Source organism: Devosia sp. Root436 (assembly GCF_001426345.1).
GTDB lineage: Bacteria > Pseudomonadota > Alphaproteobacteria > Rhizobiales > Devosiaceae > Devosia.
The window spans coordinates 314,000-339,118 of the sequence record NZ_LMEM01000009.1; the positions used below are offsets into that span (position 1 = coordinate 314,000).

Here is a 25,119-nt window from a genome sequence, read left to right on the forward strand (position 1 = left end):
GCGGTTGATATGACAGGAGCCATCTGGACGCCAACCACGGAACGGCATTATGCTTCGGCGGCATCAAATGGATACCGGCCTGGCGTGAACCCATCCAAGTCCGAAACACCGAGGCTGGATGACCGGGATATAAAAATCCTGAGCATTCTGCAGCGCGAAGGCAGAATTCCCAAGGCGGCCCTGGCCGAGCGCGTCAACCTGTCGGCAACGCCGTGCTGGGAACGCCTGCGCCGCCTCGAGGAAGCCGGCATTATCGAGAGCTATGGCGCCCGCGTGTCGCTCAAGGCTTTCGGCCCCACCACCATGGTCTTCGTCCAGGTCGAGCTCGAGAGCCACCGCGCCGAGGATTTCGCCCGCTTCGAGGCCAGGATCAAGACCCTGCCCGAGGTCATCGAATGCTGGGCGGTCGGCGGCGGCGTCGACTATTTCTGCAAGATCGTGGTTCGCCTGCTGAGCGACTATCAGGCCCTGATCGACAGCCTGCTGGCCCAGCAGATCGGCATCAAGCGCTACTACACCTATGTCGTCACCATGCCGGTCAAGAATGAGCCGGTTCCCGTCGAACTGCTGGCGCAACCGTCCCAATAGACGAAATGCCTCGCCGCCTCGCGGCAAACAGGTCAACCATCCTTTTTCCTCCTCCAGTTTGGCGAACGCCTCTGGCCCCGTCCCGATAGTGTCAGCGGGCAGGAGGCAATTGGCCATGTCCGTTATTTCACCCGTGAACACCGCCGACGGCCTTGCCGGCCTGGCCGATGCGGCCCTGTTCTGCCGCGCGGCCTATATCGATGGGCAAAGCGTCAGCACCGGCGCCAGTGGCCAGATCGCCGTGCTCAACCCGGCGGACGGCAGCGAGGTCGGCCGCGTTCCGGCGCTCGATTCGGCCCAGGCGCGGCAGGCCGTCGATGCCGCCAGCGCCGCCTTTCCCCTGTGGTCCGGCCTGCTGCCGCAGGAGCGCGCCGCTATCCTGCGCGCCTGGTTCGAAGCCATCAGGGGCGCCCGCGACGATTTGGCGCTGCTGATGACCCTGGAACAGGGCAAGCCGCTCTCCGAAGCCCGTGGGGAAATCGACTACGCCGCCTCCTTCGTCGAATTCTACGCCGAAGAGACCAAGCGTCCCAATATCGAGAGCGTCACCTCCCACCTCCCCGATGCCGAGGTCGAGGTATGGCGCGAGCCCGCCGGGGTCGCCGCCCTGATCACGCCGTGGAATTTCCCCAGCGCCATGCTGACGCGCAAGGCGGCGGCGGCTTTGGCCGCTGGCTGCACCTGTGTCGCCCATCCCTCATCGGAAACGCCGTTTTCGGCACTGGCGCTGGCGGTCCTGGCGGAACGCGCCGGCATGCCGCCGGGTGTCTTCAACATCGTCACCGGTCATGCCGCCGAAATCGTCGGCGCTTGGACGTCCGACAAGCGCATCCGCGTGCTGAGCTTCACCGGCTCCACCGAAATAGGACGCCTGCTGTTCCGCCAGAGCGCCGATACCATCAAGCATCTGGTTCTCGAACTGGGCGGCCATGCGCCTTTCATCGTCTTTGCCGATGCCGATCTCGACCAGGCGGTCGAGGAGGCCATCAAGGCCAAGTTCGCCACGTCGGGGCAGGATTGCCTGGGCGCCAACCGCTTCTTCATCGAGCGCCCGGTCTATGCCGAGTTCTGCAAGCGCTTCGCCGCCGCCACCGCTGCTTTGTCGATCGGCCCCGGCCTTGCCGATTGCGATCTGGGTCCGCTCGCCAACCAGAAGGCCATCGACAAGCAGGTCAGCCATGTCGGCGATGCCCTCGCCCGTGGCGCCCGCTGCCTCACCGGCGGCAAGATCCACCCCGCCGGCCCGCTCTTCTACGAGCCGACCGTCTTGGTCGACGTGCCGCCCGATGCCCTGATCATGCACGAGGAGACGTTCGGGCCGGTGGCCGCCATTGCGCCATTCGATGACGAGGCCACCGTGCTCGCTCTCGCCAACGACACCGATTACGGCCTGATCGCCTATCTCCACACCAACGATCCGCGCCGCATCTACCGCGCCAGCCGGGCCCTGCAGTTCGGCATGGTCGCCGTGAACCGCACCAAGGTCACCGGCGCGCCCATCCCCTTCGGCGGCATGAAGCAATCCGGCCTCGGCCGCGAGGGCGCACGCCTCGGCCTCGAGGTCTTCACCGAAGTCAAATACGTCTGCCGCGACTGGCGCTGATATAACCACCCGAAAGGACCCACCCATGCTCACCAATGACCAACTCGGCCAGTGGGATCGCGAAAGCTTCTTCCACCCCTCCACCCATCTGGGTCAGCATGCCCGCGGCGAAGCGCCGACGCGGATCGTCACCGGCGGCTCGGGGGTCTATATCGAGGATCGCGACGGCAACCGGCTGCTCGACGCCTTTGCCGGCCTCTACTGCGTCAATGTCGGCTACGGCCGCCAGGAAGTGGCCGACGCCATCGCCGAGCAGGCGCGCCAGCTCTCCTACTACCACGCCTATGTCGGGCACGGCACCGAGGCCTCGATTACGCTGGCCAAGATGGTGCTCGACCGGGCACCCAGGAACATGTCCAAGGTCTATTTCGGCCTGGGCGGCTCCGACGCCAACGAGACCAACATCAAGATGGTCTGGTACTACAACAACATCCTGGGCCGCCCGCAGAAAAAGAAGATCATCTCGCGCTGGCGCGGCTATCACGGCTCGGGCCTGATGACCGGCTCGCTGACCGGGCTGAGCGGCTTCCACAACAAGTTCGACCTTCCCCTGTCGCCGGTTCTGCACACCGAGGCGCCCTACTATTACCGCCGCGCCGACCTGGCCATGAACGAAGCTCAGTTCGTCGCCCATTGCGTCAGCGAGCTCGAAGCCATGATCGAGCGGGAAGGCGCCGATACCATCGCCGCTTTCATCGGCGAACCGGCGCTCGGCACCGGCGGACTGGTCCCGCCGCCCGAAGGCTACTGGCCGGCCATCCAGGCCGTGCTCGACAAGCACGATATCCTGTTGATCGTCGACGAGGTGGTGACCGCCTTCGGCCGGCTCGGCAGCATGTTCGGCTCCGACAAATATGGCCTCAAGCCCGACATCATCACCATCGCCAAGGGGTTGACCTCGGCCTATGCGCCGCTATCGGGCTCCATCTTCTCGCAGCGCATGTGGGATGTGCTGGTGCGCGGCACCGATGAAAACGGCGCCATCGGCCACGGCTGGACCTACTCGGCCCATCCCATCGGCGCTGCCGCCGGCGTTGCCAATCTCAAACTGGTGGATTCCCTGGGCCTGGTCGAAAATGCCGGCACGGTCGGCGCCTATTTCAAGGCGGCGATGATCGATGCGCTCGCCGCTCACCCCAATGTCGGTGATATCCGCGGCGTCGGCCTGCTCTGCGCCGTCGAATTCGTCAAGGACCGCGACAGCCGCACCTTCTTCGATGCCGGCGAGAAAGTGGGCCCGCGCCTGGCCGCGGCCCTGCTGGCCCGCGGCGTCATCGCCCGCGCCATGCCGCAGGGCGACATTATCGGCTTCGCCCCGCCACTTTGCCTGACCCGCGATGAAGCCGGCATCATCGTCGGCACCTTCGCCCAGGCCGTCAAGGACGTGCTCGGCTAAAGGCCTGCTCTTCCACCGGGTCATTCCCGCGAAAGCGGGAATCTCCCTTCTAGGCAGGCGGGATCAGCCCGACCCGCATATCCGGCTCAAAAGACTGTCAAGCCGGTGGAATCCCGGCTCGTAACCGTTTCAGGCCACCCGGAAGAATAGCCCCGGGCTGCACAGTGCAAGGGGTGTGGTGGGCCCACCAGGACTCGAACCTGGAACCAGACCGTTATGAGCGGTCGGCTCTAACCATTGAGCTATAGGCCCACGCCTGCCTCTTAGCATTGTCCTGCCTGCTGGCAAGGGGAAACCTGAAACCGCGCCCTTCGCGAGCGCCACCCTCCTTCGTGCGCCCAGCGATATTTGTTCGTTGCGCGCCCATCTGCTATCACCGGCTGTCACGGCATTGCGGAGCTTCCATGCGCGAAGGCGATATCATCAATGGCCTGGTCAAGGGCCTCTCGGTCATCGAGTGCTTCGACGAGGAGCATGCCAGCCAGTCGATCACCGATGTCGCCAATCGCACCGGCCTCGAACGCGCCACCGCGCGCCGGTGCCTGCTGACGCTCGTCCATCTCGGCTATGCCAGCTATGACGGCAAGTTCTTCCGGCTGACCCCGCGCGTGCTCAATCTGGGCCATTCCTATCTCGCCGCCACCCCGCTCCCCCGGCTGATCCAGCCTTTCCTCGAAGAACTGTCCGGCCAGATCAACGAAAGCTCCTCGGCCGCCGTGCTCGACAATACCGAAATCCTCTACATCGCCCGCGCCTCCTATCGCCGGGTCATGTCGATCAATCTCGGCGCCGGTGCGAGATTGCCTGCCTATTGCACGTCGATGGGCCGCATCCTGCTCGCCTCTCTCCCGCCTGCTGCCGCGCGCGAAGTGCTCAACCGCTCCGAACTCATCGCCTATACCGAAAAAACCAAGGCCGATCTGCCCTCGATCACCACCGAACTGGCTGTCATTGCCGCGCAGGGCTTTGCCGTCATCGACGAGGAACTGGAACTGGGCCTCTGCTCCATCGCCGTGCCCCTGTTCAATGCCCAGGGCCACACCGTCGCCGCCCTCAATATCGGCGCCCAGTCCGCCCGTGCCTCCACCTCGCATATGATCGCCAATTTCCTGCCCCTGATGCGGAAAGTCCAATCCGAAGTCCGCCCCCTGCTGCGCTGATCCCTTTTATTCCTCTCCAGTCGGGGAGAGGTGGCTCGCGCAAAGCGCGAATCGGTGAGGGGGTACCCTTGCCATTCATATTAACGCTAACCTACGATCACGCCGACTCGCGGAGAATCCAATGCAGAAGAACAACTACGGCATGCCATTGATGGGCCTGGGCACCTATGGCCGCCGCGGCGCCGAAGGCGTCGCCGCCATGCTGGCCGCCATCGAGATCGGCTATCGTCACCTCGATACCGCCCAGAGCTACGACACCGAGCGCGAATGCGGCGAGGCCTTGCGCCAATCCGGCCTGGCGCGGGCCGACATGTTCATCACCACCAAGATCGACATGCCCAATTTCGGCTCCGGAAAGCTCATCCCCTCGCTGCGCCGGAGTCTGGATACCATTGGCATCGACCAGGTCGACCTGACGCTGATCCACTGGCCGTCCCCCCATAACCAGGTGCCGCTCCCCGTCTATATCGAACAGCTCGCCGAGGCCCAGGCGCTCGGCCTCACCAAAACCATCGGCGTGTCAAATTTCACCATCGCGCTGCTGCAGCAGACGCAGGCGATCCTCGGCGCCGTCCCCATCGCCAACAACCAGGTCGAGTGCCACCCCTACCTGCAGAATCGCAAGCTGGTGGATTTCTGCGCCGCCGCCGGCATTCCGGTCACCGCCTACCAGCCCATCGCCAAGGGCACCCTTGTCGGCGATCCGGTGCTGGAGCCGCTGGCCGCCGGCAAGGGCTGCACCGTCGCCCAGCTCGCCATCGCCTATGCCTTTGCCCGCGGCCTCGCCGCCATCCCCACCTCCGGCAAGCGCGAACGCCTGGCCAGCAACTTCGCCGCCCAGGAGCTGTCGCTGACCCCGGCCGACATGGCCACCATCGCCTCCCTCGACCGCGGCACCCGCCGCATCAACCCTGCCAGTGCGCCCGCCTGGGATTGATACGACTGTCACATTGACGGCCTAGTTATTGCGTCATCGGCTTCAGGCCACCCCCGCCCACCGGAATCTCTGGCCACTGTCACATTCGGCCGTCACGGATTCCGCACAGCCGCGCAATGCTACAAAAATTCCATCGCATATTCATATACATAACCTGTCACAAACGCGTCACGCGACTGCAATAAAACCGTCGTGTGCCACCCATATGGTCCCCCTCGTCAAAGGGCGGCACCGGGAATGAACTGCCGGATCGGCCAGCCAGGTTTTGAACTGAATTCTGAAAGGGAACTCCCCATGAGAAACGCACTCTATGCCAGCGCTGCCGTGCTTGCGCTTGCCGCCTTCGGCACCCCAGCCGCTTTCGCCCAGTCGCGCGACACCATCCAGGTTGCCGGCTCCTCGACCGTCCTGCCCTTCGCCTCGATCGTGGCCGAGGAATTCGGCGCCGCCTTCCCCGAATTCAACACCCCCGTCGTCGGCTCGGGCGGCACCGGTGGCGGCTTCAGCCAGTTCTGCGCTGGCGTTGGCGACAACACCATCGACATCGCCAATGCCTCCCGCCCGATCAAGGACGGCGAGCGCGAAGCCTGCACCACTGCCGGCGTCACCGATATCCGTGAAGTCCAGTTCGGCTATGACGGCATCGTCTTCGCCTCTGCCGCTTCGGGCCCCGACTTCGCCCTGACCCCACTCCAGGTCTACAAGGCCATTGCCGCCAACGTCGTTGTCGATGGCGCCCTGGTTCCGAACCCCTACACCACCTGGGCCCAGGTTGACGCCGCCCTGCCTGATCAGCCGATCGCGCTGGCCGTCCCGGCCTCCAACCACGGCACTCGTGAAGTCTTCCAGGAACGTGTCGTGACCGCTGGTTGCGAAGAAGCCGGCCTGCCCGACGGCGCTCCGGAAGATGCCTGCACCGCCTTCCGTCAGGATGTCGTGGTCGAGATTTCGGGCGACTACACCGAAACCCTGGCCCGCCTCAATTCCGATCCCAACACGGTCGGCGTGTTCGGCCTCTCCTTCTACGAGCAGAACACCGACACCCTCAAGGTCGCGACCGTCAATGGCGTCGTCCCCTCCAAGGAATCGGTCGTTGCCGGTGAGTACCCGGTCAGCCGCCCGCTGTTCTTCTACGTCAAGGGCCAGCATATCGGCACCATCCCCGGCATCGAGGAATATGTTCAGTTCTTCCTCTCCGAGCAGATGGCCGGCGACGGTGGCATCCTCGAAGCTGCCGGCCTGATCCCGCAGACCCCCGAAAAGACCGCTGAAGTGCTCGCCGCTTTCGAAGCCGGCGCTCAGTAATCGATCCAGGGCCGCGCCACCAAGGCGCGGCCCACTTCATTCCGTCCGGGGAGCCGTCCCATGAATGCCTTGATCGTCGCCGGCCTGCTGCTGGTCCTGTTGGGCGTGGCCTACCAGTCCGGCTGGTCCCGCAGCCGGGGCCTCGTCACCGCAGATGGCGTCAAGATCCATTCCCGCCCGCAATATCACGGCTCTTTCGTCGCCATCTGGGCCATGGTGCCCACTCTCGTCATTCTCGGCCTCTGGGCCTGGTTCGGCGGCGGCATTACCCGCGACTACACCGTTTCGCTGATCCCGACCGACATCATGACGTCGCTCGATCAGGTCGGCCTCAATGCCGCCATCGCCCGCATCGGTGCCCTGGCCTCGGGCTACGGCGTCACCGGCGACAGCCCCGCCTGGGAACAGGCGGCCGGCGATGCCCTGCGCTCCTTCCAGATGCTGACCTTTGTCGGCGTGCTGGTCCTGGCCCTGGTGGCCGGCGGCGCGGCCCTCGTCTATGCCCGCAGCCGCATCGATGCCCGCCTGCGGGCCCGCAACGCCGTCGAGCGCGTCATCAATCTCGCACTGCTCGCCTGCTCCGCCGTTGCCATCCTGACCACATTGGGCATCGTCGCCTCGCTGATATCGGAAGCCTTCCGCTTCTTCACCTTCATCCACCCGTTCGATTTCTTCTTCGGCACGGTGTGGAACCCCAACAATGCCGGCTCCGCGGGCAATTGGGGCAGCTATGGCCTGCTGCCTTTGCTGTCGGGCACCCTGATGATCACCGCCATCGCCATGCTGGTGGCCGTGCCGGTCGGCCTCATGGCCGCGATCTATCTCAGCCAGTATGCCGCGCCCCGGCTACGCGCCGTCGCCAAGCCGATGATCGAAATTCTCGCCGGTATTCCCACCATCGTCTTCGGCTTCTTTGCTTTGGTCACCGTCGGCCCCTTCCTGCGCGACATGGGCAATCTGGTCGGCCTCACCATCAATGCCACCAGCGCCCTCACCGCCGGCATCGTCATGGGCATCATGATCATTCCTTTCGTGTCGTCCCTGTCAGACGACATTCTCAACCAGGTCCCGCGCACCCTGCGCGATGGCGCCTATGGCCTGGGCGCCACCCAGTCCGAAACCATCCGCAATGTGCTGCTGCCCGCTGCCCTGCCCGGCATTGTCGGCGCGTTCCTCCTCGCCGTCAGCCGCGCCATCGGCGAAACCATGATTGTGGTGCTCGCGGCCGGCAATGCGCCGGTCCTGCGCGGCAGTCCTTTCGAGTCGGTCGCCACCATTACCGTTTCCATCGTCAACCAGCTTACCGGCGATACCGATTTCACCGGGCCCCAATCGCTGGTCGGCTTCGCGCTGGGCCTCACGCTCTTCGTCATCACCCTCGGCCTCAATGTCGTCGCCCTCTACATCGTCCGCCGCTTCCGGGAGCAGTACGAATAATCATGACCGATACGCTCTCCACCACCCGCCAGGCTTCCATCGAACGTACGCAGCGCATCCGCTCCGGCCTGCGCCGCCGTCACATGGGCGAGGCCATTTTCCGCGGCCTCGGCCTTGCGGCTATCGTGCTGGCGCTCGGCTTCGTCGCCCTGCTCTTTGTCGATGTGGTGCGCAAGGGCGTGCCCGCCTTCACCCAGTCCAACCTGCATCTGGTGGTCAATTTCGACCCCGAACTGCTCAAGGTCGATCCGGCCCCGGCCCCTACCGCCTTCGCCTCGCAGGCCGAATACAATGCCGCCAGCCTCAAGTGGCAGCGCGACGTCGCCATGCTCAACTGGAACAAGGTGGTCGAGGCCAGCCTCCGTGCGGCGGCGCCTGCAGGCTTCGATATCGACAGCAAGCAGATCCTCACCATCGCCGAAACCGACGCCCGCCACGATATCCGCGAACTGTTCGTCGCCGATCCGTCCCTGCTTGGCCAGACGGTCGACGTCGATGTGCTTGCCTCGGCCAATGCCGCCAACTGGATCAAGGGCAATATCGACCGCTCGCTTGGGGATGCCCAGCAGCAGCTTTCGGCCCCGGCCCGCGCCCTCATTGACACCTTCGTTGAAAACGGCACCATTTCCAACGGCTTCGCCTGGTCCATCTTCACCAATGTCGATAGCCGCGCCGCGCCCGCTTCCGCGGGCCTGCTCGGCGCCTTTGTCGGTACGCTCTGGATGATGCTGATCGTCATCGTGCTGGCCGTGCCGATCGGGGTTGCGGCCGCCGTCTATCTCGAGGAATTCGCCCCCAAGTCGCGCTGGACCGATCTCATCGAGGTCAACATCAACAACCTCGCCGCGGTGCCCTCGATCGTTTTCGGCCTGCTCGGCGCCGCCGTATTCATCAACTACATGCACCTGCCGATTTCCGCCCCCATCGTCGGCGGCCTGGTGCTGACCCTGATGACCCTGCCCACCATCATCATCGCCACCCGTGGCGCCCTGCTCGGCGTCTCGCCGGCTCTGCGCCAGGCGGCGCTCGGCATGGGCGCCTCACGCACCCAGATGGTGTTCCACCATGTGCTGCCGGTCACCTTTCCCTCCATCCTCACCGCCACCATTCTTGGCATCGCCCATGCTTTGGGCGAAACCGCGCCGCTGCTGCTCATCGGCATGAAGGCCTTCGTCGCCTCGGTCCCCTTGACCCCGATCGATCAGGCCACTGCCCTGCCTGTCCAGATCTATCTCTGGCAGGGCAATGAAAACCGCAATTTCTTCGAACCGCGCACCGCTGCCGCCATCCTGGTCCTGCTCGCCGTGATGATCGTGCTCAACGGCGTCGCCATCTACCTGCGCTCGCGCCTCGAAAAGCGCGCTTAAGGAGTTTCAGCAAAATGGATATGGTCGCCGGCAAGGTTAAGATGACCCAGCAATCAGTGAAATCAGCCATGAACCCGACCGACATGCTCGAACGCCCGATCCGGCTCACCGCCCGCGACGTCACCGTCCACTACGGCGCCAAGCAGGCCCTGTACGGCATTTCGATCGACATTCCCGACCGCGCCGTCACCTCCTTCATCGGCCCCTCGGGCTGCGGCAAGTCCACCTTCCTGCGCTGCATCAACCGCATGAACGACACGATCGAGGGCGCCAAGGTCGGCGGCACGATTCTGCTCGACGGCGAGGATATCTACGATCCCGCCCTCGACGTGGTCGAGCTGCGCGCCCGTATCGGCATGGTATTCCAGAAGCCCAATCCGTTCCCCAAGTCGATCTACGAGAATGTCGCCTATGGCCCGCGCATCCATGGCCTGGCCCGCAACAAGACCGACATGGACGAGATCGTCATCTCCTCGCTGCGCAAGGCGGGCCTGTTCGAGGAGGTCAAGGACCGCCTCAACGAGCCCGGCACCGGCCTCTCCGGCGGCCAGCAGCAGCGCCTCTGCATCGCCCGCGCCATCGCCGTCGGCCCCGAAGTGATCCTGATGGACGAGCCCTGCTCGGCGCTGGACCCCATCGCCACCGCCATCATCGAGGAACTGATCGACGAGCTGCGCGAGAACTACACCATCGTCATCGTCACCCACTCGATGCAGCAGGCCGCCCGCGTCAGCCAGAAGACGGCCTTCTTCCACCTGGGCAACCTGATCGAGGAAGGCGTCACCGAAGACATCTTCACCAACCCGGTCAACAAGCAGACCCAGGACTACATCATGGGCCGCATCGGTTAGGAGCGCATATCATGGCCAATATTGGCAAAGACCACATCGTTTCCTCCTACAATGACGAGCTTGTCGCCCTCGCCCAGACCATTGCCGAAATGGGTGGCCAGGTCGAAGTCGCCATCGAGAACGGCACCAAGGCCCTGCTCAAGCTTGACCGCGAGCTGGCCGACCTCACCATCATCGCCGACCAGCGCATCGACGACATGCAGCGCAAGATCGACGACATGGCCGTCTCCATGATCGCCCGCCGCCAGCCCATGGCCTCCGATCTGCGCGCCATCATCACCGCCATCCATGTCGCCTCGGATCTGGAGCGCGTCGGCGACATGGCCAAGCAGCTGGCCCGCCGCTCGCTCAAGCTCGAAGGCATGAGCCTGCAGCCCACTTTCTACAACGGCGTCAAGAACATGACCGCGCTGGTGCTGCGCCAGATCAAGGACGCGCTGGATGCCTATTCAAGCCGCGACTCCGCCCGCGCCATCGCCGTCTGCAACCGCGACGACGAGGTCGATGCCATGCACACCTCGCTGTTCCGCGAACTCCTCACCTACATGATGGAAGACCCGCGCAACATCACCACCTGCACCCACCTGCTGTTCTGCTCCAAGAATCTCGAGCGCATCGGCGATCACGCCACCAACATCGCCGAGCGCGCCTATTACCTGCAGACCGGCAAGCAGCTCACCAGCGAAGTCCAGGAACTCCAGCGCACCCAGATCAAGGCCTGAATTCTGCTCGGGAGCGTCACCCGACCGAGCACGCGACATCCACACCACAGCGTCATTCCCGCGAAAGCGGGAATCTCCCTGCCGCGCAAAGGTAGATTCCCGCTTTCGCGGGAATGACGCCGGAACAAAACCAATGGGAGCCACCCCCATGCCTGCCACCATTCTCGTGGTCGAAGACGAAGGCGATATCGCCATCCTGCTGCGCTACAATCTCGAGGCCGAAGGCTTCCGCGTCGTCACCGCGGAATCCGGCGACGAGGCCCAGCATGCCATCCAGGACAAGCTGCCCGATCTGATCCTGCTCGATTGGATGCTGCCCGAAATATCAGGCATCGAACTCTGCCGTCGCCTGCGCGCCCGCGAGGAAACCGCCCGCGTCCCGATCATCATGCTCACCGCCCGCGGCGAGGAAGAGGAGCGCGTTCGGGGCCTCGCCACCGGCGCCGACGATTATGTCGTCAAGCCCTTCTCCGTCCCCGAACTGGTCGCCCGCATCCACGCTCTGCTGCGCCGCGCCAATCCCAATCTGGTCACCTCAGCCCTCAAGGTCGGTGACCTCGAACTCGACCGCACCACCCACCGCGTCCGCCGCGCCGCCCGCGACGTGCATCTCGGCCCCACCGAATATCGCCTGCTCGAATACCTGATGCGCCATCCCGGCCGCGTCTATTCCCGCGAACAACTGCTCGACGGTGTCTGGGGCAATGACGTCTATGTCGACGAGCGCACCGTCGATGTCCATATCGGCCGCCTCCGCCGCGCCATCAACCGCGGCCGCGAAACCGACCCCATCCGCACCGTCCGCGGCGCCGGCTATGCGTTTGACGAGAGATTCGCCCAGGTCGCTTAGGCACCCGCGCCTCACGGGTGCAATGGGCGGAAAGCCGCCTTGGTGATGGTCGCTGGACAATGTCAGCTCAGCGCCACCAGGTGCCATTGGGCGGGACCTTCCACCAGCGCGGCATGACGCAATGGCCTTCCTCCTCGCCGTCTGCTTATGGGATTCGTGCAGCCACCGAGACGACGAGCGCAGGGGGAGATGGGTCAGGCCACGTTGCGATTGTGGTCGTTGACCTCAACCCAATAGCCATCAGGGTCAGCAAGGTAGATCTGATGAAATCCGTCGGGTCGCCCCGTAACTTCGCCGATGCTTTCGGACCAGCTCCAGAACTTTACCCCCTTGGCCCGCAACTCGGCGATGAAGCCGTCGAAGTCGTCGACACAGATGGCAAAGTGCGTCTGCTTCTTGAGGCGCGTGTCACCGAAATCGTCCTCGGTGATGTGGAGTGCAGTGACGTCGCCTATTCCGAACCAGCGGATATTGGGCCTCTCGGTACCGTTATGGATCGGCACGAAGCCCAGCACCTCGGTATAGAATTTCGAGCTGGCTTCAAGGTTACGAACCAGCAGAGAGACGTGGTCGAGTGTCATGTTCGGCATGCAGTCCTCCGTTGCCAGAACGTGGCACGAATTTGCTGGGCGTGGAAGCAGTGGTCGCTTGGGCCAAAATTGGACATAACTTACTGGCCGCTGCGATGACTGCAATAGGGTCGGGCACCTGCCATTGAGTACTGCTCCCTCTTACACCTCCGGCCCCTCCCGCAGCGGCGTATCATCCCGCAGCGGCACGGTTTGCCGTTCGATCATCCGCCGCACCTTCGGCAGTCCCTCGCCCCGATGCAGCGCCCGGATCAGGTCGGTATTCTGCGAGTCCGCCTTGGTCCGCCGCAGATTGTGCCGCAGATAATCGATCCAGGTCGGCACATGGTAGCTCTCCGTCCAGGTCTGGGGATGTTCCAGATCCCGCAGTACCGCCCATTGCCGCGCCCCGTCGCGGATGCGGATATGGCGCCGTTCCGCCATCAGCGCCAGGAAGCGCGGAATGTCCTCCTGGTCGATCTGGTAGTCGATCATCACCATGATCGGCCCGCTGCGCGGCCGGAGATCGAGCCGCAGGATCGGTTCGTTGAACGTATCGAGTGGGTTGAGGTCGAGCGCATTGAATTGCGGCAGCGGCAGCCGGAACCCCATCAGCCCGCAGGCCAGCAACACCCAGCCGGCAATGGCCAGCGTCCAGTCCGGCCCCACCGCATCGGCCGAAAGACCCCAGATCCAGCTGCCCGCGGCCATGCCGCCGAAAGTCGCCGTCTGGTAGAGCGACAGCGCCCGTCCCACCACCCAGCGCGGCGACGACAGCTGGATCGATACATTGAACAGCGACAGCGCCAGCACCCAGCAGGCCCCGGCCGGCAAGAGCGCGAAATGGCTCAGCACCGGGTCGCGGCTGAACCCCAGCACCGCGCAGCTTACCGCAAAGCCCACGCAAGCCGCCCGCACGATCACCTCATTGCTGAGCCGCTCGCGCACCCGTCCATTGAGGAAGCCCCCGCCAATGGCGCCCAGCCCGAAACTGCCCAGCAGCGTGCCATAGACCAGCGCCCCGCCGCCCACATATTCGCTCGCCACCGATGGCAGCAGCGCCAGCACGGAAATGGCGCCGAACCCGAACAGGAAGCCCCGCGCCAGCACCGTGGTCAGGTTGGGCGACAGCGACACATAGCGGATGCCGGCCCACATGGCGCTGGCGAAATTCTCGCGCGGCAGCCGGTTGGCCACCCGCTCCGGCTTCCACCGCCCCAGCGCCACCAGCAGCGGCACATAGGACACCGCATTGACCATGAAGGCCGCCGCCGCCCCGGCCAGCGCCACGATCAGCCCGCCCACGGCCGGGCCGACGCTGCGCATCATGTTGAAGCCCATGGAATTTAGCGTCACCGCCGCGGCCAGGTCCTGCCGCGGTACGATATCGCCCATCGAGGCCTGCCAGGACGGATTGAACAAAGCCGTGCCGCAGCCGATGAGAAAGGTGAAACCGAGCAGCAGCCATGGGCTGAGCATGCCCATAAAGGCCAGCACCGCCAGCGCCACCGACACCACCATCATCCCGCCCTGCGCGATCAGCATGATGGTGCGCCGGTCGAAATTGTCGGCCAGCGCGCCCGAGGCCAGCGAGAACACCATGATGGGCAGCGTCGTCGACGCCTGCACCAGCGCGATCATGTTATGCGAGTCCGTCAGCGTGGTCATCATCCAGCCGGCGCCCACCGACTGCACCAGCCCGCCCAGGTTGGACACCAGCGTTGCCAGCCACAGCAGCCGGAAGGTCTCATACCGGAATGGCGCCAGCACCGACGCTCGTTCACCCATCACGCTTTCCTCTCGTCCACTCTGTCTAGGTGCCCACCCAAAACTTGGCAACCATCCACGGGGCAAATCGCACACTGGCTTGTGAGACTCGGTCCAGCAGCGGAGGTCACCCTCCCCAACGCGCCAAGCAGGACTTTGCCCTTGCCTGTCCTTCCTCGATCTGGCATCAGCACCACCATTCATCCTGGACCCGGTGCAATTCCGGGTGGCTCTTCCGGCCGCCGATCCGCCGGACACTCAAGCAAAGCTGAAATTGGTGTGTCCGGCTCGCCCTTGCGAACCGACCCGATGGCTCTGTGTGTGCCCATGTCTTTTGTTGAACGTCTTCGCCTCGACTGGCTCTCCAATATCCGCGCCGACATCCTGTCCGGCATTGTCGTGGCCCTTGCCCTGATCCCCGAGGCCATCGGTTTCTCGATTATTGCTGGGGTAGACCCCAAGGTCGGCCTCTATGCTTCGGTGGTCATTGCCATCGTCATTTCCTTCGCCGGCGGCCGCCCCGCCATGATTTCCGCCGCCACCGCCGCGACCGCCGTGCTGTTCGGCGCGCTCGTCCGCGAGCATGGCCTGCAATATCTCCTTGCCGCCACCATTCTGGCCGGAATCATCCAGATCGTCGCCGGCTGGCTGCGCGTGGGCTATCTCATGCGCTTCGTCTCCCGCTCGGTGATGACCGGCTTCGTCAATGCCTTGGCCATCCTGATTTTCATGGCCCAGTTGCCCGAACTCATCGACGTCACCTGGCAAACCTATGCGATGATCGCGGTCGGCCTCGCCATCATCTACCTCGTCCCGCGCCTCACCCGTCTCGTGCCCTCCCCCCTCGTCTGCATCCTGGTGCTGACCGCCATCGCCCTGGCCTTCGGTATCGATGTGCGCACCGTGGCCGACCTGGGCGAATTGCCCGATGCCCTGCCCGTCCTGCTCCTGCCCGATGTGCCGCTCAATCTCGATACGCTCTGGATCATCCTGCCCACCGCGATCGGCGTGGCGGCGGTCGGCCTGCTCGAAAGCCTGCTCACCGCCTCCATCGTCGACCAGATGACCGATACCCGCAGCGACAAGAACCGCGAGAGCATCGGCCAGGGCATCGCCAATATCGCCAGCGGCCTGTTTGGCGGCATGGCCGGCTGCGCCATGATCGGCCAGTCCGGCATCAATGTGAAATCAGGCGGCCGCACGCGGCTCTCCACCTTCACCGCCGGCGCGTTCCTGCTGTTCCTGCTGCTGGTGCTCGGCGACTGGGTGGGTTTCATTCCCATGCCGGCTCTGGTCGCCATCATGCTCATGGTGTCGATCGGCACCTTCAACTGGTCGTCCCTTATCGACCTCGCCCATCACCCCCGCCGCTCCAGCGTCGTCATGCTGGCCACCGTCCTCGTCGTCGTCGGCACGCATAATCTGGCGCTGGGCGTCGGTGTCGGCGTATTGCTTTCGGGCATTTTCTTCGCCTGGAAGGTCGCGCAGATTTTCCGCGTCACCTCCAGCCTCTCCGCCGATGGCAGGCAGCGCACCTACCGCGTCGAAGGCCAGCTTTTCTTCGCCTCCGCCGACAACTTCCTCGATGCCTTCGACCTGTCCGAGCCTCTCGATCGCATGCGCCTCGACCTCACCGCCGCCCATATCTGGGACCTCACCGGCGTCAATGCGGTGGACAAGGTCGTCCTCAAATTCCGCCGCGCCGGTGTCGAAGTGGACGTCCTCGGCCTCAACGACGCCAGCACCACCATCATGGACAAACTCGCCATGCACGACCGCCCCAACGCCATGGCAAAAGTCCTGGGCCACTAGGACCGCGCTGACGCCGTGCTGGGCCGCTTTTCTCCCCTCGTGGGAGAAGGTGCCCGAAGGGCGGATGAGGGGGCCAGAGCCATCATCTACACTGAAGCATGGATGGCGCCAGCCGTTCCCCTCACACCACCACGTCCTCGTCACTCCCCAAAATCCCCGCCAGCACCCCCAGCCCGCGCTCCAGCATCGCCCGCCCCGGCGGCGCCATGATGCAGAGCCGCACGCCGGCTACCGGCGCCGCGCCCACCTGTGCCGCCGAAGGCGGCGTGATCCGCACCCCGGCTTCGCTGGCCCGCCGCGCAAACTGTTCCGCCTTGAGCGGGTCCATCGCCAGCCACAGATGCGGCGCCCCGTCCGGCATCGGCACCGTGCCGATTCCCAATATCCGCCGCGCCAGTTCCACCCGCGCAAAGCTCTCTTCCCGCAGGGCCGCGGCCACCTCTTCGCCCATGCCGATTTCGAGCATCGCCGTCGCCAGTTCCGCCACATAGGGCGGCAGCCCCCAGCTCTCTGCCCGCAGCCGCTTGCGCATAGCCGCCATCAGCGCCGGCGGCGGCGCCACTATCCCCAGCCGCACCAGCGGCGTCAGGCTCTTGGAGAGGCTGGTGACATAGATCACCTGCCCCGGCAGCAATTCCCGATAGGTCAGCCTCCCCTTGGCCGCGTAGATCCCATAGATATCGTCCTCGACGATGACGGCCCCATGCGCCCCAGCCACGCGCGCGATCTCCCGCCGCCGCTGCGGCCCGGTCTCGAAGCCCAATGGGTTCTGGCACACCGGCGTCGCATAGATGATCCGCGCGCCCGTCGCCGTCAGCGCTGCGTCCAGCGCCTCGGGCAGCATGCCCTCCCCATCATGGCGCACCGGCATCATGGTCATGCCCAGATTGGCCGCCGCCGCCAGCGCACCGGGAAAGGTCGCGCTTTCCGTGAGGATCAGGTGCGACGTCTCGCGCAGGCTGGCAAAAGCCAGGTGCAGCCCCTGCTGCGCCCCATTGCACAGCATGATCTCGTCACCCCCCAGAGGCGTGCGCGTCGCGCTCAGCCAGCGCGCCACCACGCCGCGCTGCCTTTCCGTTCCACCAAGATCGACATAGCCGCCGTTGGCCAGCGCCAGCGCATGGCGATTGGCCAGCGCGCTCGCCTCCTCCATGCGCCGGAGCGCGATCAGCGGCGGCGGCGCATTGATGGTGAGGTCGATCACCCCGCCATCGTCGCCCGCCACAGCCCGCTCCAGCACGAAGGTTCCGCGCCCGATTTCGCCGCGCACCACGCCGCGCGCGCTCAGCGCGTCGATGGCCCGCGTGACGCTGCCGATGGAGACGGAAAACTGCTGCGCCAGTTGTCGATGCGTCGGCAGCTTCTCGCCGGGGCGATAGCGCCCCTCGGCAATGGCCGCCTCCACTGCATTCGCCAACCGCTCATGCAGCGGCTGGTCACCCTCGGCCAGGGCAAAGATTGTATTGGGCATTGTATCATTCATTGAGTCGATACTATTCCACCTTCACCAATGCCTTGTCCACGTTGACCGGATGTCACGCCTTTCGGCTCTCGCGTAACTCTAAATGCTAACAGTGTGCTAGCCAATTCGGGCCAGTTGCGGACCGGTTTCAAAGTCCAGCCCCTCGTCGGCCCAGCCGGCAATGCCGCCAATCATCAGCTTCACCTTGCGCCCCAGCCGCGCCAGTTTCAACGCCGCCTGGTCTGCCCCGTTGCAATGGGGTCCCGCGCAATAGACCACGAACAGCGCATCGTCGCGCCATTCCGCCATCCGCTCCGCCGTGATCTGCCGATGCGGCAGGTGGATCGCACCGGGCAAATGCCGCCGCGCATAGGCCTCAGGCGATCCGACCACATGCAGCAGCACGAAATCCACATCGCCTTCCCTGATGGACGCCGCCACGTCGGCGCAGTCGGTTTCCAGCGCCAGCCGCTGGCTGAAATGCGCCACTGCCACATCGGGCGGCGCCACCGCATAGTCGCTGACAAGGCTCATCGCATCCCTTCCTTCCCGGCGGCCCGATCGCGCCTTCTTTATCCCCAGGCCACCCCGACCGGCCCATAATCCCGCTCAAGCAGCCCGCATCCACGCGCCTGCCGGAAATTTCCGAAGAACTTATCCCCGGCGCGACATCCACCGCGCCATTGCCCGGCCCCTTATCCTGCACGTCCCGCCAACAAGGTCAATGCTATTGACATAACAATATAGCGGTGTTTGTATCAATCGTATTGTTGCATGGTGATACAAATGACGCTACCGGAATTCCACCTCTCGTCCCGTGCCCAGTCCATGAAGGCCTCCGAAATCCGCGAGCTGCTCAAGCTCGTCGGCAGGCCCTCGATGATCTCCTTTGCCGGCGGCATTCCCGATCCGGCCCTGCTCAGCGTCGGCCTGTTCCAGGAGGCATGGCGGCAGGTCTTTGCCGGCCCCTCCATCGCCCGCGAGGCGCTGCAATATTCCACCACCGAGGGCTATCTGCCGCTCCGCCAGTGGATCGTCGCGCATATGCGGCAGCGCGGTGTGCCGGCTGATGTAGACAACGTACTCATCACCTCCGGCTCCCAGCAGGCGCTTGATCTCATTGGCAAATTGCTGCTCGATCCGGGCAGCACCGTGCTGTCGGCCCGCCCCACCTATCTCGGCGCGCTGCAGTCATTCTCGGCCTGTGAGCCGCAGTTTTCCGGCCTGGACACACCCCAGCCCACCGGCTCGGGGGCGCCACGACTAATCTATCTGGTGCCCGATTTCGCCAATCCCGATGGCGCCACCATGAGCCGCGCCGCCCGCCACCAGGCGCTCGACCAGGCCCGCGCCCTCAATACCGTCATCGTCGAGGATGCCGCCTATTCCGCCCTGCGCTACGATGGCGAAGAGCTGCCGCCCATCGCCGCCCTCGACGCCGCCTCAGGCAGCATCGAATCGACCCGCACCCTTTATTGCGGCACCTTTTCCAAGACCCTGTCGCCGGGCCTGCGCGTCGGCTGGGTCTGCGGCCCTGCTGCACTGATCCGCAAGCTCACCCTGCTCAAGCAAGGTGCCGACCTGCATACCGCCACCATCAATCAGATGGTCATCCACCACGTCGCCAGCGCGGACTACGATGCCCAGGTCGCCCGCGCCCGCGCGCTCTATCGTGTCAGGCGCGACGCCATGCTGGCAGCGCTCGAGCACCATGCCCCAGCGGGCCTGCACTGGAAAAAGCCCGAAGGCGGCATGTTCGTCTGGCTCACCCTGCCAGACCATCTCGACGCCGGACTGCTGCTGCAACAGGCTATGCGCCAGGACATCGCCTTCGTCCCCGGCGCCGCCTTCCACTCGGACGGCTCCTGCCGCAACACCATGCGGCTCAGCTTCTCGCTCTGCGACGAAGCCCAGATCGAAGTGGGCATCTTCAAGCTCTGCAGCCTCATCGGCCAGCAGAGCATGGCGCGGGCGGTGGGGGTGTAGCTCTGACCTATCAGTCGGGTCACCCTCCCCCTTGCGGGGAGGGTAGCGTCGCTCGGCCCAACGGGCCGTAGCAGAGCTGGGGTGGGGGTGCGAGAGCCCTGATATCGGGGCTAAACGTCCCCCACCCTTGATCCCTCTCCGCAAGGGGGAGGGTATCGACTGCAACCGCTCCGGCCCCTTAACCCGCCGCCGTATAGGCCGTCTTCACCACCGTAAAGAACTCGGCCGCATATTTGCCCTGCTCGCGCGCACCATAGCTCGAGCCCTTGCGCCCGCCGAACGGCACGTGGAAATCCACCCCCGCCGTCGGCACGTTGACCATCACCATGCCGGCCTCGGCATTGCGCTTGAAATGCGTCGCATACTTGAGCGAGGTAGTGACGATACCGGCCGAAAGCCCGAATTCGGTGTCGTTCGCCGTCGCCAGCGCCTCGTCATAATCCTTGACCCGGATGACCGATGCCACCGGCCCGAAGATTTCCTCGCGCGAAATCCGCATCGAATTGGTCGCCTCGGTGAACAGCGTCGGCTGGAGGAAATAGCCTTCGGTCCCCGCCTTCACCAGTTCGCCGCCCGCCGCCAGCTTCGCCCCTTCGGCCTTGCCGATGGCGATATAGTCGGTGTCCTGCTTGAGCTGGCTCGGATCCACCACCGGCCCGATTTCGGTGTCCTTGGCCAGCGCATCGCCTACCCGCAAGTTGCGCGTCCGCTCGGCCAGCGCCTCGACGAAGCTGTCATGGATGCCTTCGGTCACGATCACCCGCGACGATGCCGTGCAACGCTGCCCGGTCGAGAAGAAGGCCGACTGCGCCACGCTTTCCACCGCGACCTTGAGGTCGGCATCATCAAGCACCACGGTCGGATTCTTGCCGCCCATTTCGAGCTGGAACTTGCGGTTATGCTCGATAGACGCCGCTGCCACGCGCTTGCCCGTTCCCACCGAGCCGGTGAACGAAATGGCGTTGACGTCCTTGCTGTCGAGCATGGTCTGCCCCACCACCGAGCCACGGCCCATCACCAGGTTCAGCACGCCCTTGGGCAGGCCATTGCGATGGAGGATATCGACGATGGCCCATGTCGAGCCCGGCACCAGGTCGGCCGGCTTGATGACGACCGTATTGCCATAGGCCAGGGCCGGCGCGATCTTCCAGGTCGGGATGGCGATGGGGAAATTCCACGGCGTGATGATGCCGACCACCCCGATCGGCTCACGGGTGATTTCGACACCCACGCCGGGCCGCACGGACGGCAGCACCTCACCGGCCAGCCGCAGCACTTCACCGGCAAAGAAATCGAAGATTTGCGCCGCGCGGGTCACTTCGCCAATGCCCTCGGGCAGCGTCTTGCCCTCTTCGCGGCTCAGCAGCTCGCCCAGCTCGGCCTTGCGCGCCAGGATTTCCTGGCTGGTCTTGGAGAGAATGGCATGGCGTTCAAGAATGCCCGAACGCGACCAGGCCGGGAAAGCCGCCTTGGCCGCCGCGATGGCCTGCTTGGTTTCTTCGGCAGTCGCGCGGGCGTAAACCCCCACGACCTCAGCGGTGTTGGACGGGTTGATATTCTCCGCCCCGTCCGAGCCAACCCATTCCCCGTTGATGAGGTTCTTGTGCAGTTCAGCCATTTTCTTTGCCTTTCGGGGTGTCTCAAGAAGGATGAGAGGTTCGGCTCGACTTCGTTTCGTTCACGACGTCATTCCCGCGAAAGCGGGAACCTAAAGAAGGTCGGCCTGGGCCAGGTCACGCAGCAACTGGCTGGCGCCATAGGTCCAGGGCGGACATTGGGTGGAGAGGTTCACCCTGTTAGATAGGGTACCCAGCTCGGATGTCGAGATCGCGACCACATCGCTCAGCTTGTGGGTAAAGCCCTTGCCGGCACCGCCGCGGTCCTGCACCGGCGCGAACATGGTGCCGAGATAGAGTACCAGGCCATCGGGGTATTGGTGATGCCCGCCGATCGTCGCCGCCACCAGCGATTCCGGCGTGCGTGAGATCTGGCTCATCGACGAATGGCCCTCCAGCACGAAGCCATCCTCGCCCTTCACCAGCAGCGAAAGTTCGGATTGCTTGACCGTCTCCAGCGTGAAATCGCCATCGAACAGGCGGAGGAACGGCCCCAGCGAGGCCGAGGCGTTGTTGTCCTTGGCCTTGCCCAGCAGCAAAGCCGAGCGGCCTTCGACGTCGCGCAGGTTGACGTCATTGCCCAGCGTCGCGCCGATAATGTCGCCCTTGCTGGTCACCAGCAGCGCCACTTCCGGCTCGGGATTGTTCCAGCTCGACACCGGATGCAGCCCTACTTCGGCGCCATAGCCCACCGAACTCATCGGCTGGCCCTTGGTGAAGATTTCCGCATCCGGGCCGATGCCGACTTCCAGATACTGGCTCCACACGCCACGCTCGATCAGCGCCGCCTTGACCTTCATCGCCGTGTCCGAGCCCGGCACCAATGCGCTGAGATCGGTCCCGATCAGCCCCAGAATTTCCCCGCGCAACGAATCCGCCCGAGACTTATCCCCACGGGCCTGTTCTTCGATTACCCTCTCCAGCAGCGAAACCACGAAAGTAACGCCCGAGGCCTTGATGGCCTGCAGATCGATGGGAGAAAGCAGGCTCGGCAGGTTGGCATCGCCCTGCCCGGCCACGGAATTGGCCAGGATTGTATCGGCGGTGCCGAGCGATTGTCCTGCAGCAGTCCGCACATGTTCAGCCGCGCGACCGCTCTCGGCAATATCGCGCACCGTGGCAAAGCCCCTGGCGGTGATGTCGACAAGCTCATCGTTACGCACCGTAACGATACGTGGATGCGAATGTCCCGGAACGCGGGCCCGCCCCAGCAGCGTGCCGTCGGGATAATGCCTGTCGCCCATGTCGTGCCCCTGAAATGTCAGCGCAGTCAGTACCGCACCGCGGCCCCGGCGTGCAACCGCAGAAAATCATACTTTTGTCGATGAACCGATCTCCACACCTCCGTTCAACTCCGGTTCAGCTATGCCGCAATACTGACGCAATGGATGGGGAGTAGTCCTCTCGATACCTTATTGGAGTGTCCCATGCGTCTTGCTGCCCTCGTTCCCTTCGCCCTGATCGCCGGTCTTTCGCTGCCGGCCTATGCCGGCACCATCACCATCGAGGGGCACGGCGAAGTCATGGCGGCGCCCGATATGGCGCAGATCAGTTCCGGCGTCACCACGCAGGGCGCCACCGCCCGCGAAGCGCTCGACGCCAACACCAGGGCCATGGCCGAGCTGATTGCCGAGCTCAAGGCAGACGGCATCGAGGCCCGCGATATCCAGACCTCCGGCTTCTCGGTCAATCCGAACTACGTCTATACCGACGAGCGCGATGCCAACGGCTATTCCCTGCCGCCCAAGATCAATGGCTACCAGGTCAGCAACACCGTGACCGTCACCGTGCGCCAGCTCGACAAGCTGGGCACCATTCTCGACAAGTCGGTGACCGTCGGCGCCAATACCATCAACGGCGTCAGCTTCTCGGTGGCCGATCCGTCCGAGCTCTACAACGAGGCGCGCAAGGCCGCCTTCGCCGATGCCCGCGCCAAGGCCGAGCTCTATGCCACCGCCGCCGGCGGCGCGCTGGACGAAATCGTGTCGATTTCCGAAACGCAGGGCTTCAACAATCCGCAGCCCTACCCCATGTATGCGCGGGCCGACATGGCCGCCAGTGCGCCCGTGCCGGTCGAGGCGGGCGAGCTGGCCTTCGCCATCAACGTCAACGTCCAGTGGGAGCTGGATGCCGGCGCCAAATAGGCGCCTGTCAATTCCCATACCCCTTTCGAGGGGGCTTGGGCGGTGGGGACGATCGGAAATACCGTAGTCACCCGTCCCCACCAACCTGATCCGGCAAGGCCCTCGCGCAAGCGGGGGCTTTGCTTTATCCCGTGATCACTTCCCACAGCATGTTGAGCCCCACCACGACCAAAAAGATCGCGAACACATATTTGAGCGTCTTCTGCTCCAGCCGGTGCGCCAAAGCCGCTCCGATCGGTGCACACACGGCGGCCAGCACCGCGACCAGCACCAGCGCCACCAGGTTGATATAGCCCAGGCTGAGCGGCGGCAGGCCCGCTGCGCCCCAGCCCGAAATGATGAAACCCAGTGTCCCGGACACCGCAATGGCCACGCCGATCCCCGCCGACGTGCCCACCGCCGCATGCATGGTGGCGCCGAACGCCACCAGCGTCGGCACGGTCAGCGAACCACCGCCAATGCCCATCAGCGACGAAATATAGCCCACCACGAAGGCCGAAGCCCGATGCGTCGGAGCCGAGCCGTTCAGATGCCCCATCAGCCTGGTCTGAAAGGCGAAGATAATGTTGGCCGCGATCACGAAGGCCATCACCGCGAAGACGATGCGCAGCACGTCGCCTGAGAACAGCCCCGCCATCAGCCCGCCGATAAACGTACCGGCGACGATGAAGGGGGCCCATAGCCGCAACACCTTGAGGTCCAGCGCACCGCGCTTGTAATGCGCCCGCGCGCTCATAATGCCGGTGGGAATGATGATGGCGAGCGAGGTGCCCACCGCCACATGCTGCACCACGTCGGTATCATAGCCCAGCAGCAGCAGCGCATTGCTCAGTGCCGGCACGATGATCGCCCCACCACCGATGCCCAGCAGGCCCGCGGCGACGCCAGATACCACCCCGGTCACCATCAGCCCAAGCACGAAGGGCCAGTAACCGGCCAGCGTCGCCCAATCCATCAACGGTCTCCAATCAGATGCAGCACCACGTCGCGCCGATGCGGGCGGCGACGATGCTCGAATAGATAAATTCCCTGCCAGGTGCCGAATACCGGCTCGCCCTCGAGCACCGGTATGCCGATGGTCGTTTGCGTCAGTGCCGCCTTGATATGGGCCGGCATGTCGTCCGGTCCTTCTGTGGTATGGACCAGCCAGTCCATGCCCTCCGGCACGAGGCGCGCAAAGAAACCGTCGAGGTCCGTCTTGACGTCGGCATCGGCGTTTTCCTGGATCAGCAGCGAGCAGGATGTGTGGCGCACATAGGCCGTCAGCAGCCCCGTAGCGATATCGGCCGCGGCAACGAACTGCCGCACGGCCGGGGTGAACTCGTAGAGGCCCTGCCCCTGCGTCGGAATTGTGAGCGTATCGACCGACTGCTGCATGGCCTCCGGCCTATCATGTTCCCTCCGTCCCGGCAAAGCGCATCGCGGCCCAATCCGTCCACTCCGCCGCAATGGCGCCACGTTCGGCCGGCCACGCTCCTCCCGCCCGCACCGGGAACCATCGCTCAACCCAGGCGTTGCGGGCCTTGCGGGGAGAAAGCATGGCCCAA

Annotated in this window: 22 protein-coding genes, 1 tRNA gene and 1 other annotated feature; of the genes, 14 read left to right on the forward strand and 9 right to left on the reverse strand. The window is 64.6% G+C overall.

Annotated elements, in window-relative coordinates:
* The first annotated feature begins 84 nt into the window (after positions 1–84).
* The 3 genes from ASD04_RS06530 (at position 85) to ASD04_RS06540 (ending at position 3,587) form a co-directional block, all read left to right on the forward strand.
* Positions 85–588 (forward strand): Lrp/AsnC family transcriptional regulator, encoded by a 504-nt coding sequence (locus tag ASD04_RS06530; protein ID WP_056254288.1) that lies wholly within the window; start codon positions 85–87, stop codon positions 586–588.
* A 115-nt stretch (positions 589–703) separates the two neighbouring features.
* Positions 704–2,191, forward strand: coding sequence for an NAD-dependent succinate-semialdehyde dehydrogenase (locus ASD04_RS06535; protein ID WP_056254292.1), 1,488 nt, complete (start codon positions 704–706; stop codon positions 2,189–2,191).
* Positions 2,192–2,216: 25 nt separating this feature from the next.
* Positions 2,217–3,587, forward strand: coding sequence for an aspartate aminotransferase family protein (locus ASD04_RS06540; protein WP_056254294.1), 1,371 nt, complete (start codon positions 2,217–2,219; stop codon positions 3,585–3,587).
* A 176-nt stretch (positions 3,588–3,763) separates the two neighbouring features.
* On the opposite strand, the gene ASD04_RS06545 is transcribed toward ASD04_RS06540, so the two are convergent.
* A tRNA-Ile gene (locus tag ASD04_RS06545) sits at positions 3,764–3,839 on the reverse strand.
* Between the two features lie 152 nt (positions 3,840–3,991).
* Between ASD04_RS06545 and ASD04_RS06550 the strand changes: the two genes are divergently transcribed.
* From ASD04_RS06550 to phoB, 8 genes are all read left to right on the forward strand, one after another.
* Complete coding sequence (locus ASD04_RS06550; RefSeq protein WP_056254298.1) at positions 3,992–4,747, forward strand: IclR family transcriptional regulator C-terminal domain-containing protein; 756 nt, start codon at positions 3,992–3,994, stop codon at positions 4,745–4,747.
* Positions 4,748–4,868: 121 nt separating this feature from the next.
* A complete protein-coding gene (locus ASD04_RS06555; protein WP_056254300.1) occupies positions 4,869–5,684 on the forward strand; it encodes an aldo/keto reductase in 816 nt (271 codons plus the stop codon).
* Between the two features lie 294 nt (positions 5,685–5,978).
* Positions 5,979–6,989: a substrate-binding domain-containing protein gene (locus ASD04_RS06560; RefSeq protein WP_056254302.1), complete on the forward strand. Its 1,011-nt coding sequence runs from the start codon at positions 5,979–5,981 to the stop codon at positions 6,987–6,989.
* 60 nt (positions 6,990–7,049) lie between these two features.
* On the forward strand, positions 7,050–8,426 hold the full coding sequence (gene pstC, locus ASD04_RS06565) for a phosphate ABC transporter permease subunit PstC (RefSeq protein WP_056254306.1): 1,377 nt from the start codon (positions 7,050–7,052) through the stop codon (positions 8,424–8,426).
* 2 nt (positions 8,427–8,428) lie between these two features.
* On the forward strand, positions 8,429–9,793 hold the full coding sequence (gene pstA, locus ASD04_RS06570) for a phosphate ABC transporter permease PstA (protein WP_056254310.1): 1,365 nt from the start codon (positions 8,429–8,431) through the stop codon (positions 9,791–9,793).
* Between the two features lie 68 nt (positions 9,794–9,861).
* Positions 9,862–10,644, forward strand: coding sequence for a phosphate ABC transporter ATP-binding protein PstB (gene pstB, locus ASD04_RS06575; protein ID WP_244488280.1), 783 nt, complete (start codon positions 9,862–9,864; stop codon positions 10,642–10,644).
* Positions 10,645–10,655: 11 nt separating this feature from the next.
* Entirely contained in the window at positions 10,656–11,366 is a 711-nt protein-coding gene (phoU, locus tag ASD04_RS06580; RefSeq protein ID WP_056254315.1) for a phosphate signaling complex protein PhoU, read from the forward strand.
* Positions 11,367–11,514: 148 nt separating this feature from the next.
* On the forward strand, positions 11,515–12,216 hold the full coding sequence (gene phoB, locus ASD04_RS06585) for a phosphate regulon transcriptional regulator PhoB (RefSeq protein WP_056255459.1): 702 nt from the start codon (positions 11,515–11,517) through the stop codon (positions 12,214–12,216).
* Positions 12,217–12,410: 194 nt separating this feature from the next.
* Here phoB and ASD04_RS06590 read toward each other — a convergent pair whose 3' ends face one another.
* Positions 12,411–12,806 (reverse strand): VOC family protein, encoded by a 396-nt coding sequence (locus tag ASD04_RS06590; RefSeq protein WP_056254318.1) that lies wholly within the window; start codon positions 12,804–12,806, stop codon positions 12,411–12,413.
* 141 nt (positions 12,807–12,947) lie between these two features.
* Positions 12,948–14,573 carry an MFS transporter gene (locus tag ASD04_RS06595; protein ID WP_056254320.1) on the reverse strand — a complete coding sequence of 542 codons (1,626 nt, stop codon included), beginning with the start codon at positions 14,571–14,573 and terminating at the stop codon, positions 12,948–12,950.
* A 183-nt stretch (positions 14,574–14,756) separates the two neighbouring features.
* Positions 14,757–14,812 (forward strand) — a sequence feature (sul1 is cis-regulatory element that is thought to sense ions involved in sulfur or methionine metabolism; They are found in Alphaproteobacteria).
* 67 nt (positions 14,813–14,879) lie between these two features.
* Here ASD04_RS06595 and ASD04_RS06600 point away from each other — a divergent pair.
* On the forward strand, positions 14,880–16,364 hold the full coding sequence (locus ASD04_RS06600) for a SulP family inorganic anion transporter (protein WP_056254323.1): 1,485 nt from the start codon (positions 14,880–14,882) through the stop codon (positions 16,362–16,364).
* 121 nt (positions 16,365–16,485) lie between these two features.
* On the opposite strand, the gene ASD04_RS06605 is transcribed toward ASD04_RS06600, so the two are convergent.
* A complete protein-coding gene (locus ASD04_RS06605) occupies positions 16,486–17,835 on the reverse strand; it encodes a PLP-dependent aminotransferase family protein (RefSeq protein WP_162245111.1) in 1,350 nt (449 codons plus the stop codon).
* 108 nt (positions 17,836–17,943) lie between these two features.
* The gene (locus ASD04_RS06610; protein ID WP_056254329.1) at positions 17,944–18,360 is read right to left on the reverse strand and encodes a rhodanese-like domain-containing protein; all 417 of its coding nucleotides are present in this window, start codon (positions 18,358–18,360) and stop codon (positions 17,944–17,946) included.
* Between the two features lie 252 nt (positions 18,361–18,612).
* On the opposite strand from ASD04_RS06610, the gene ASD04_RS06615 reads away from it, so the two are divergent.
* On the forward strand, positions 18,613–19,812 hold the full coding sequence (locus ASD04_RS06615) for a PLP-dependent aminotransferase family protein (RefSeq protein ID WP_056254331.1): 1,200 nt from the start codon (positions 18,613–18,615) through the stop codon (positions 19,810–19,812).
* 178 nt (positions 19,813–19,990) lie between these two features.
* Here ASD04_RS06615 and ASD04_RS06620 read toward each other — a convergent pair whose 3' ends face one another.
* Complete coding sequence (locus tag ASD04_RS06620) at positions 19,991–21,430, reverse strand: aldehyde dehydrogenase family protein (RefSeq protein WP_056254334.1); 1,440 nt, start codon at positions 21,428–21,430, stop codon at positions 19,991–19,993.
* Positions 21,431–21,520: 90 nt separating this feature from the next.
* Positions 21,521–22,672, reverse strand: coding sequence for a fumarylacetoacetate hydrolase family protein (locus ASD04_RS06625; RefSeq protein ID WP_056254336.1), 1,152 nt, complete (start codon positions 22,670–22,672; stop codon positions 21,521–21,523).
* Between the two features lie 183 nt (positions 22,673–22,855).
* Between ASD04_RS06625 and ASD04_RS06630 the strand changes: the two genes are divergently transcribed.
* On the forward strand, positions 22,856–23,572 hold the full coding sequence (locus ASD04_RS06630) for an SIMPL domain-containing protein (protein WP_056254339.1): 717 nt from the start codon (positions 22,856–22,858) through the stop codon (positions 23,570–23,572).
* A gap of 124 nt (positions 23,573–23,696) precedes the next feature.
* Here the strand turns inward: ASD04_RS06630 and ASD04_RS06635 are convergent, their stop codons facing one another.
* On the reverse strand, positions 23,697–24,527 hold the full coding sequence (locus ASD04_RS06635) for a sulfite exporter TauE/SafE family protein (RefSeq protein WP_056254343.1): 831 nt from the start codon (positions 24,525–24,527) through the stop codon (positions 23,697–23,699).
* The gene (locus ASD04_RS06640; RefSeq protein ID WP_056254348.1) at positions 24,527–24,949 is read right to left on the reverse strand and encodes a secondary thiamine-phosphate synthase enzyme YjbQ; all 423 of its coding nucleotides are present in this window, start codon (positions 24,947–24,949) and stop codon (positions 24,527–24,529) included. The genes ASD04_RS06635 and ASD04_RS06640 overlap by 1 nt, the downstream gene beginning before the upstream one ends.
* Positions 24,950–25,119: the final 170 nt, after the last annotated feature.

What these genes read in the sequence shown, in the direction of transcription:
- ASD04_RS06535 (WP_056254292.1), top strand. Translation starts at nt 704, where the DNA reads ATGTCCGTTATTTCACCCGTGAACACCGCCGACGGCCTTGCCGGCCTG.
- ASD04_RS06540 (WP_056254294.1), top strand. Translation starts at nt 2,217, where the DNA reads ATGCTCACCAATGACCAACTCGGCCAGTGGGATCGCGAAAGCTTCTTC.
- ASD04_RS06550 (WP_056254298.1), top strand. Translation starts at nt 3,992, where the DNA reads ATGCGCGAAGGCGATATCATCAATGGCCTGGTCAAGGGCCTCTCGGTC.
- ASD04_RS06555 (WP_056254300.1), top strand. Translation starts at nt 4,869, where the DNA reads ATGCAGAAGAACAACTACGGCATGCCATTGATGGGCCTGGGCACCTAT.
- ASD04_RS06560 (WP_056254302.1), top strand. Translation starts at nt 5,979, where the DNA reads ATGAGAAACGCACTCTATGCCAGCGCTGCCGTGCTTGCGCTTGCCGCC.
- pstC (WP_056254306.1), top strand. Translation starts at nt 7,050, where the DNA reads ATGAATGCCTTGATCGTCGCCGGCCTGCTGCTGGTCCTGTTGGGCGTG.
- pstA (WP_056254310.1), top strand. Translation starts at nt 8,429, where the DNA reads ATGACCGATACGCTCTCCACCACCCGCCAGGCTTCCATCGAACGTACG.
- pstB (WP_244488280.1), top strand. Translation starts at nt 9,862, where the DNA reads ATGAACCCGACCGACATGCTCGAACGCCCGATCCGGCTCACCGCCCGC.
- phoU (WP_056254315.1), top strand. Translation starts at nt 10,656, where the DNA reads ATGGCCAATATTGGCAAAGACCACATCGTTTCCTCCTACAATGACGAG.
- phoB (WP_056255459.1), top strand. Translation starts at nt 11,515, where the DNA reads ATGCCTGCCACCATTCTCGTGGTCGAAGACGAAGGCGATATCGCCATC.
- ASD04_RS06590 (WP_056254318.1), bottom strand. Translation starts at nt 12,806, where the DNA reads ATGCCGAACATGACACTCGACCACGTCTCTCTGCTGGTTCGTAACCTT.
- ASD04_RS06595 (WP_056254320.1), bottom strand. Translation starts at nt 14,573, where the DNA reads ATGGGTGAACGAGCGTCGGTGCTGGCGCCATTCCGGTATGAGACCTTC.
- ASD04_RS06600 (WP_056254323.1), top strand. Translation starts at nt 14,880, where the DNA reads ATGTCTTTTGTTGAACGTCTTCGCCTCGACTGGCTCTCCAATATCCGC.
- ASD04_RS06605 (WP_162245111.1), bottom strand. Translation starts at nt 17,835, where the DNA reads ATGCCCAATACAATCTTTGCCCTGGCCGAGGGTGACCAGCCGCTGCAT.
- ASD04_RS06610 (WP_056254329.1), bottom strand. Translation starts at nt 18,360, where the DNA reads ATGAGCCTTGTCAGCGACTATGCGGTGGCGCCGCCCGATGTGGCAGTG.
- ASD04_RS06615 (WP_056254331.1), top strand. Translation starts at nt 18,613, where the DNA reads ATGACGCTACCGGAATTCCACCTCTCGTCCCGTGCCCAGTCCATGAAG.
- ASD04_RS06620 (WP_056254334.1), bottom strand. Translation starts at nt 21,430, where the DNA reads ATGGCTGAACTGCACAAGAACCTCATCAACGGGGAATGGGTTGGCTCG.
- ASD04_RS06625 (WP_056254336.1), bottom strand. Translation starts at nt 22,672, where the DNA reads ATGGGCGACAGGCATTATCCCGACGGCACGCTGCTGGGGCGGGCCCGC.
- ASD04_RS06630 (WP_056254339.1), top strand. Translation starts at nt 22,856, where the DNA reads ATGCGTCTTGCTGCCCTCGTTCCCTTCGCCCTGATCGCCGGTCTTTCG.
- ASD04_RS06635 (WP_056254343.1), bottom strand. Translation starts at nt 24,527, where the DNA reads ATGGATTGGGCGACGCTGGCCGGTTACTGGCCCTTCGTGCTTGGGCTG.
- ASD04_RS06640 (WP_056254348.1), bottom strand. Translation starts at nt 24,949, where the DNA reads ATGCAGCAGTCGGTCGATACGCTCACAATTCCGACGCAGGGGCAGGGC.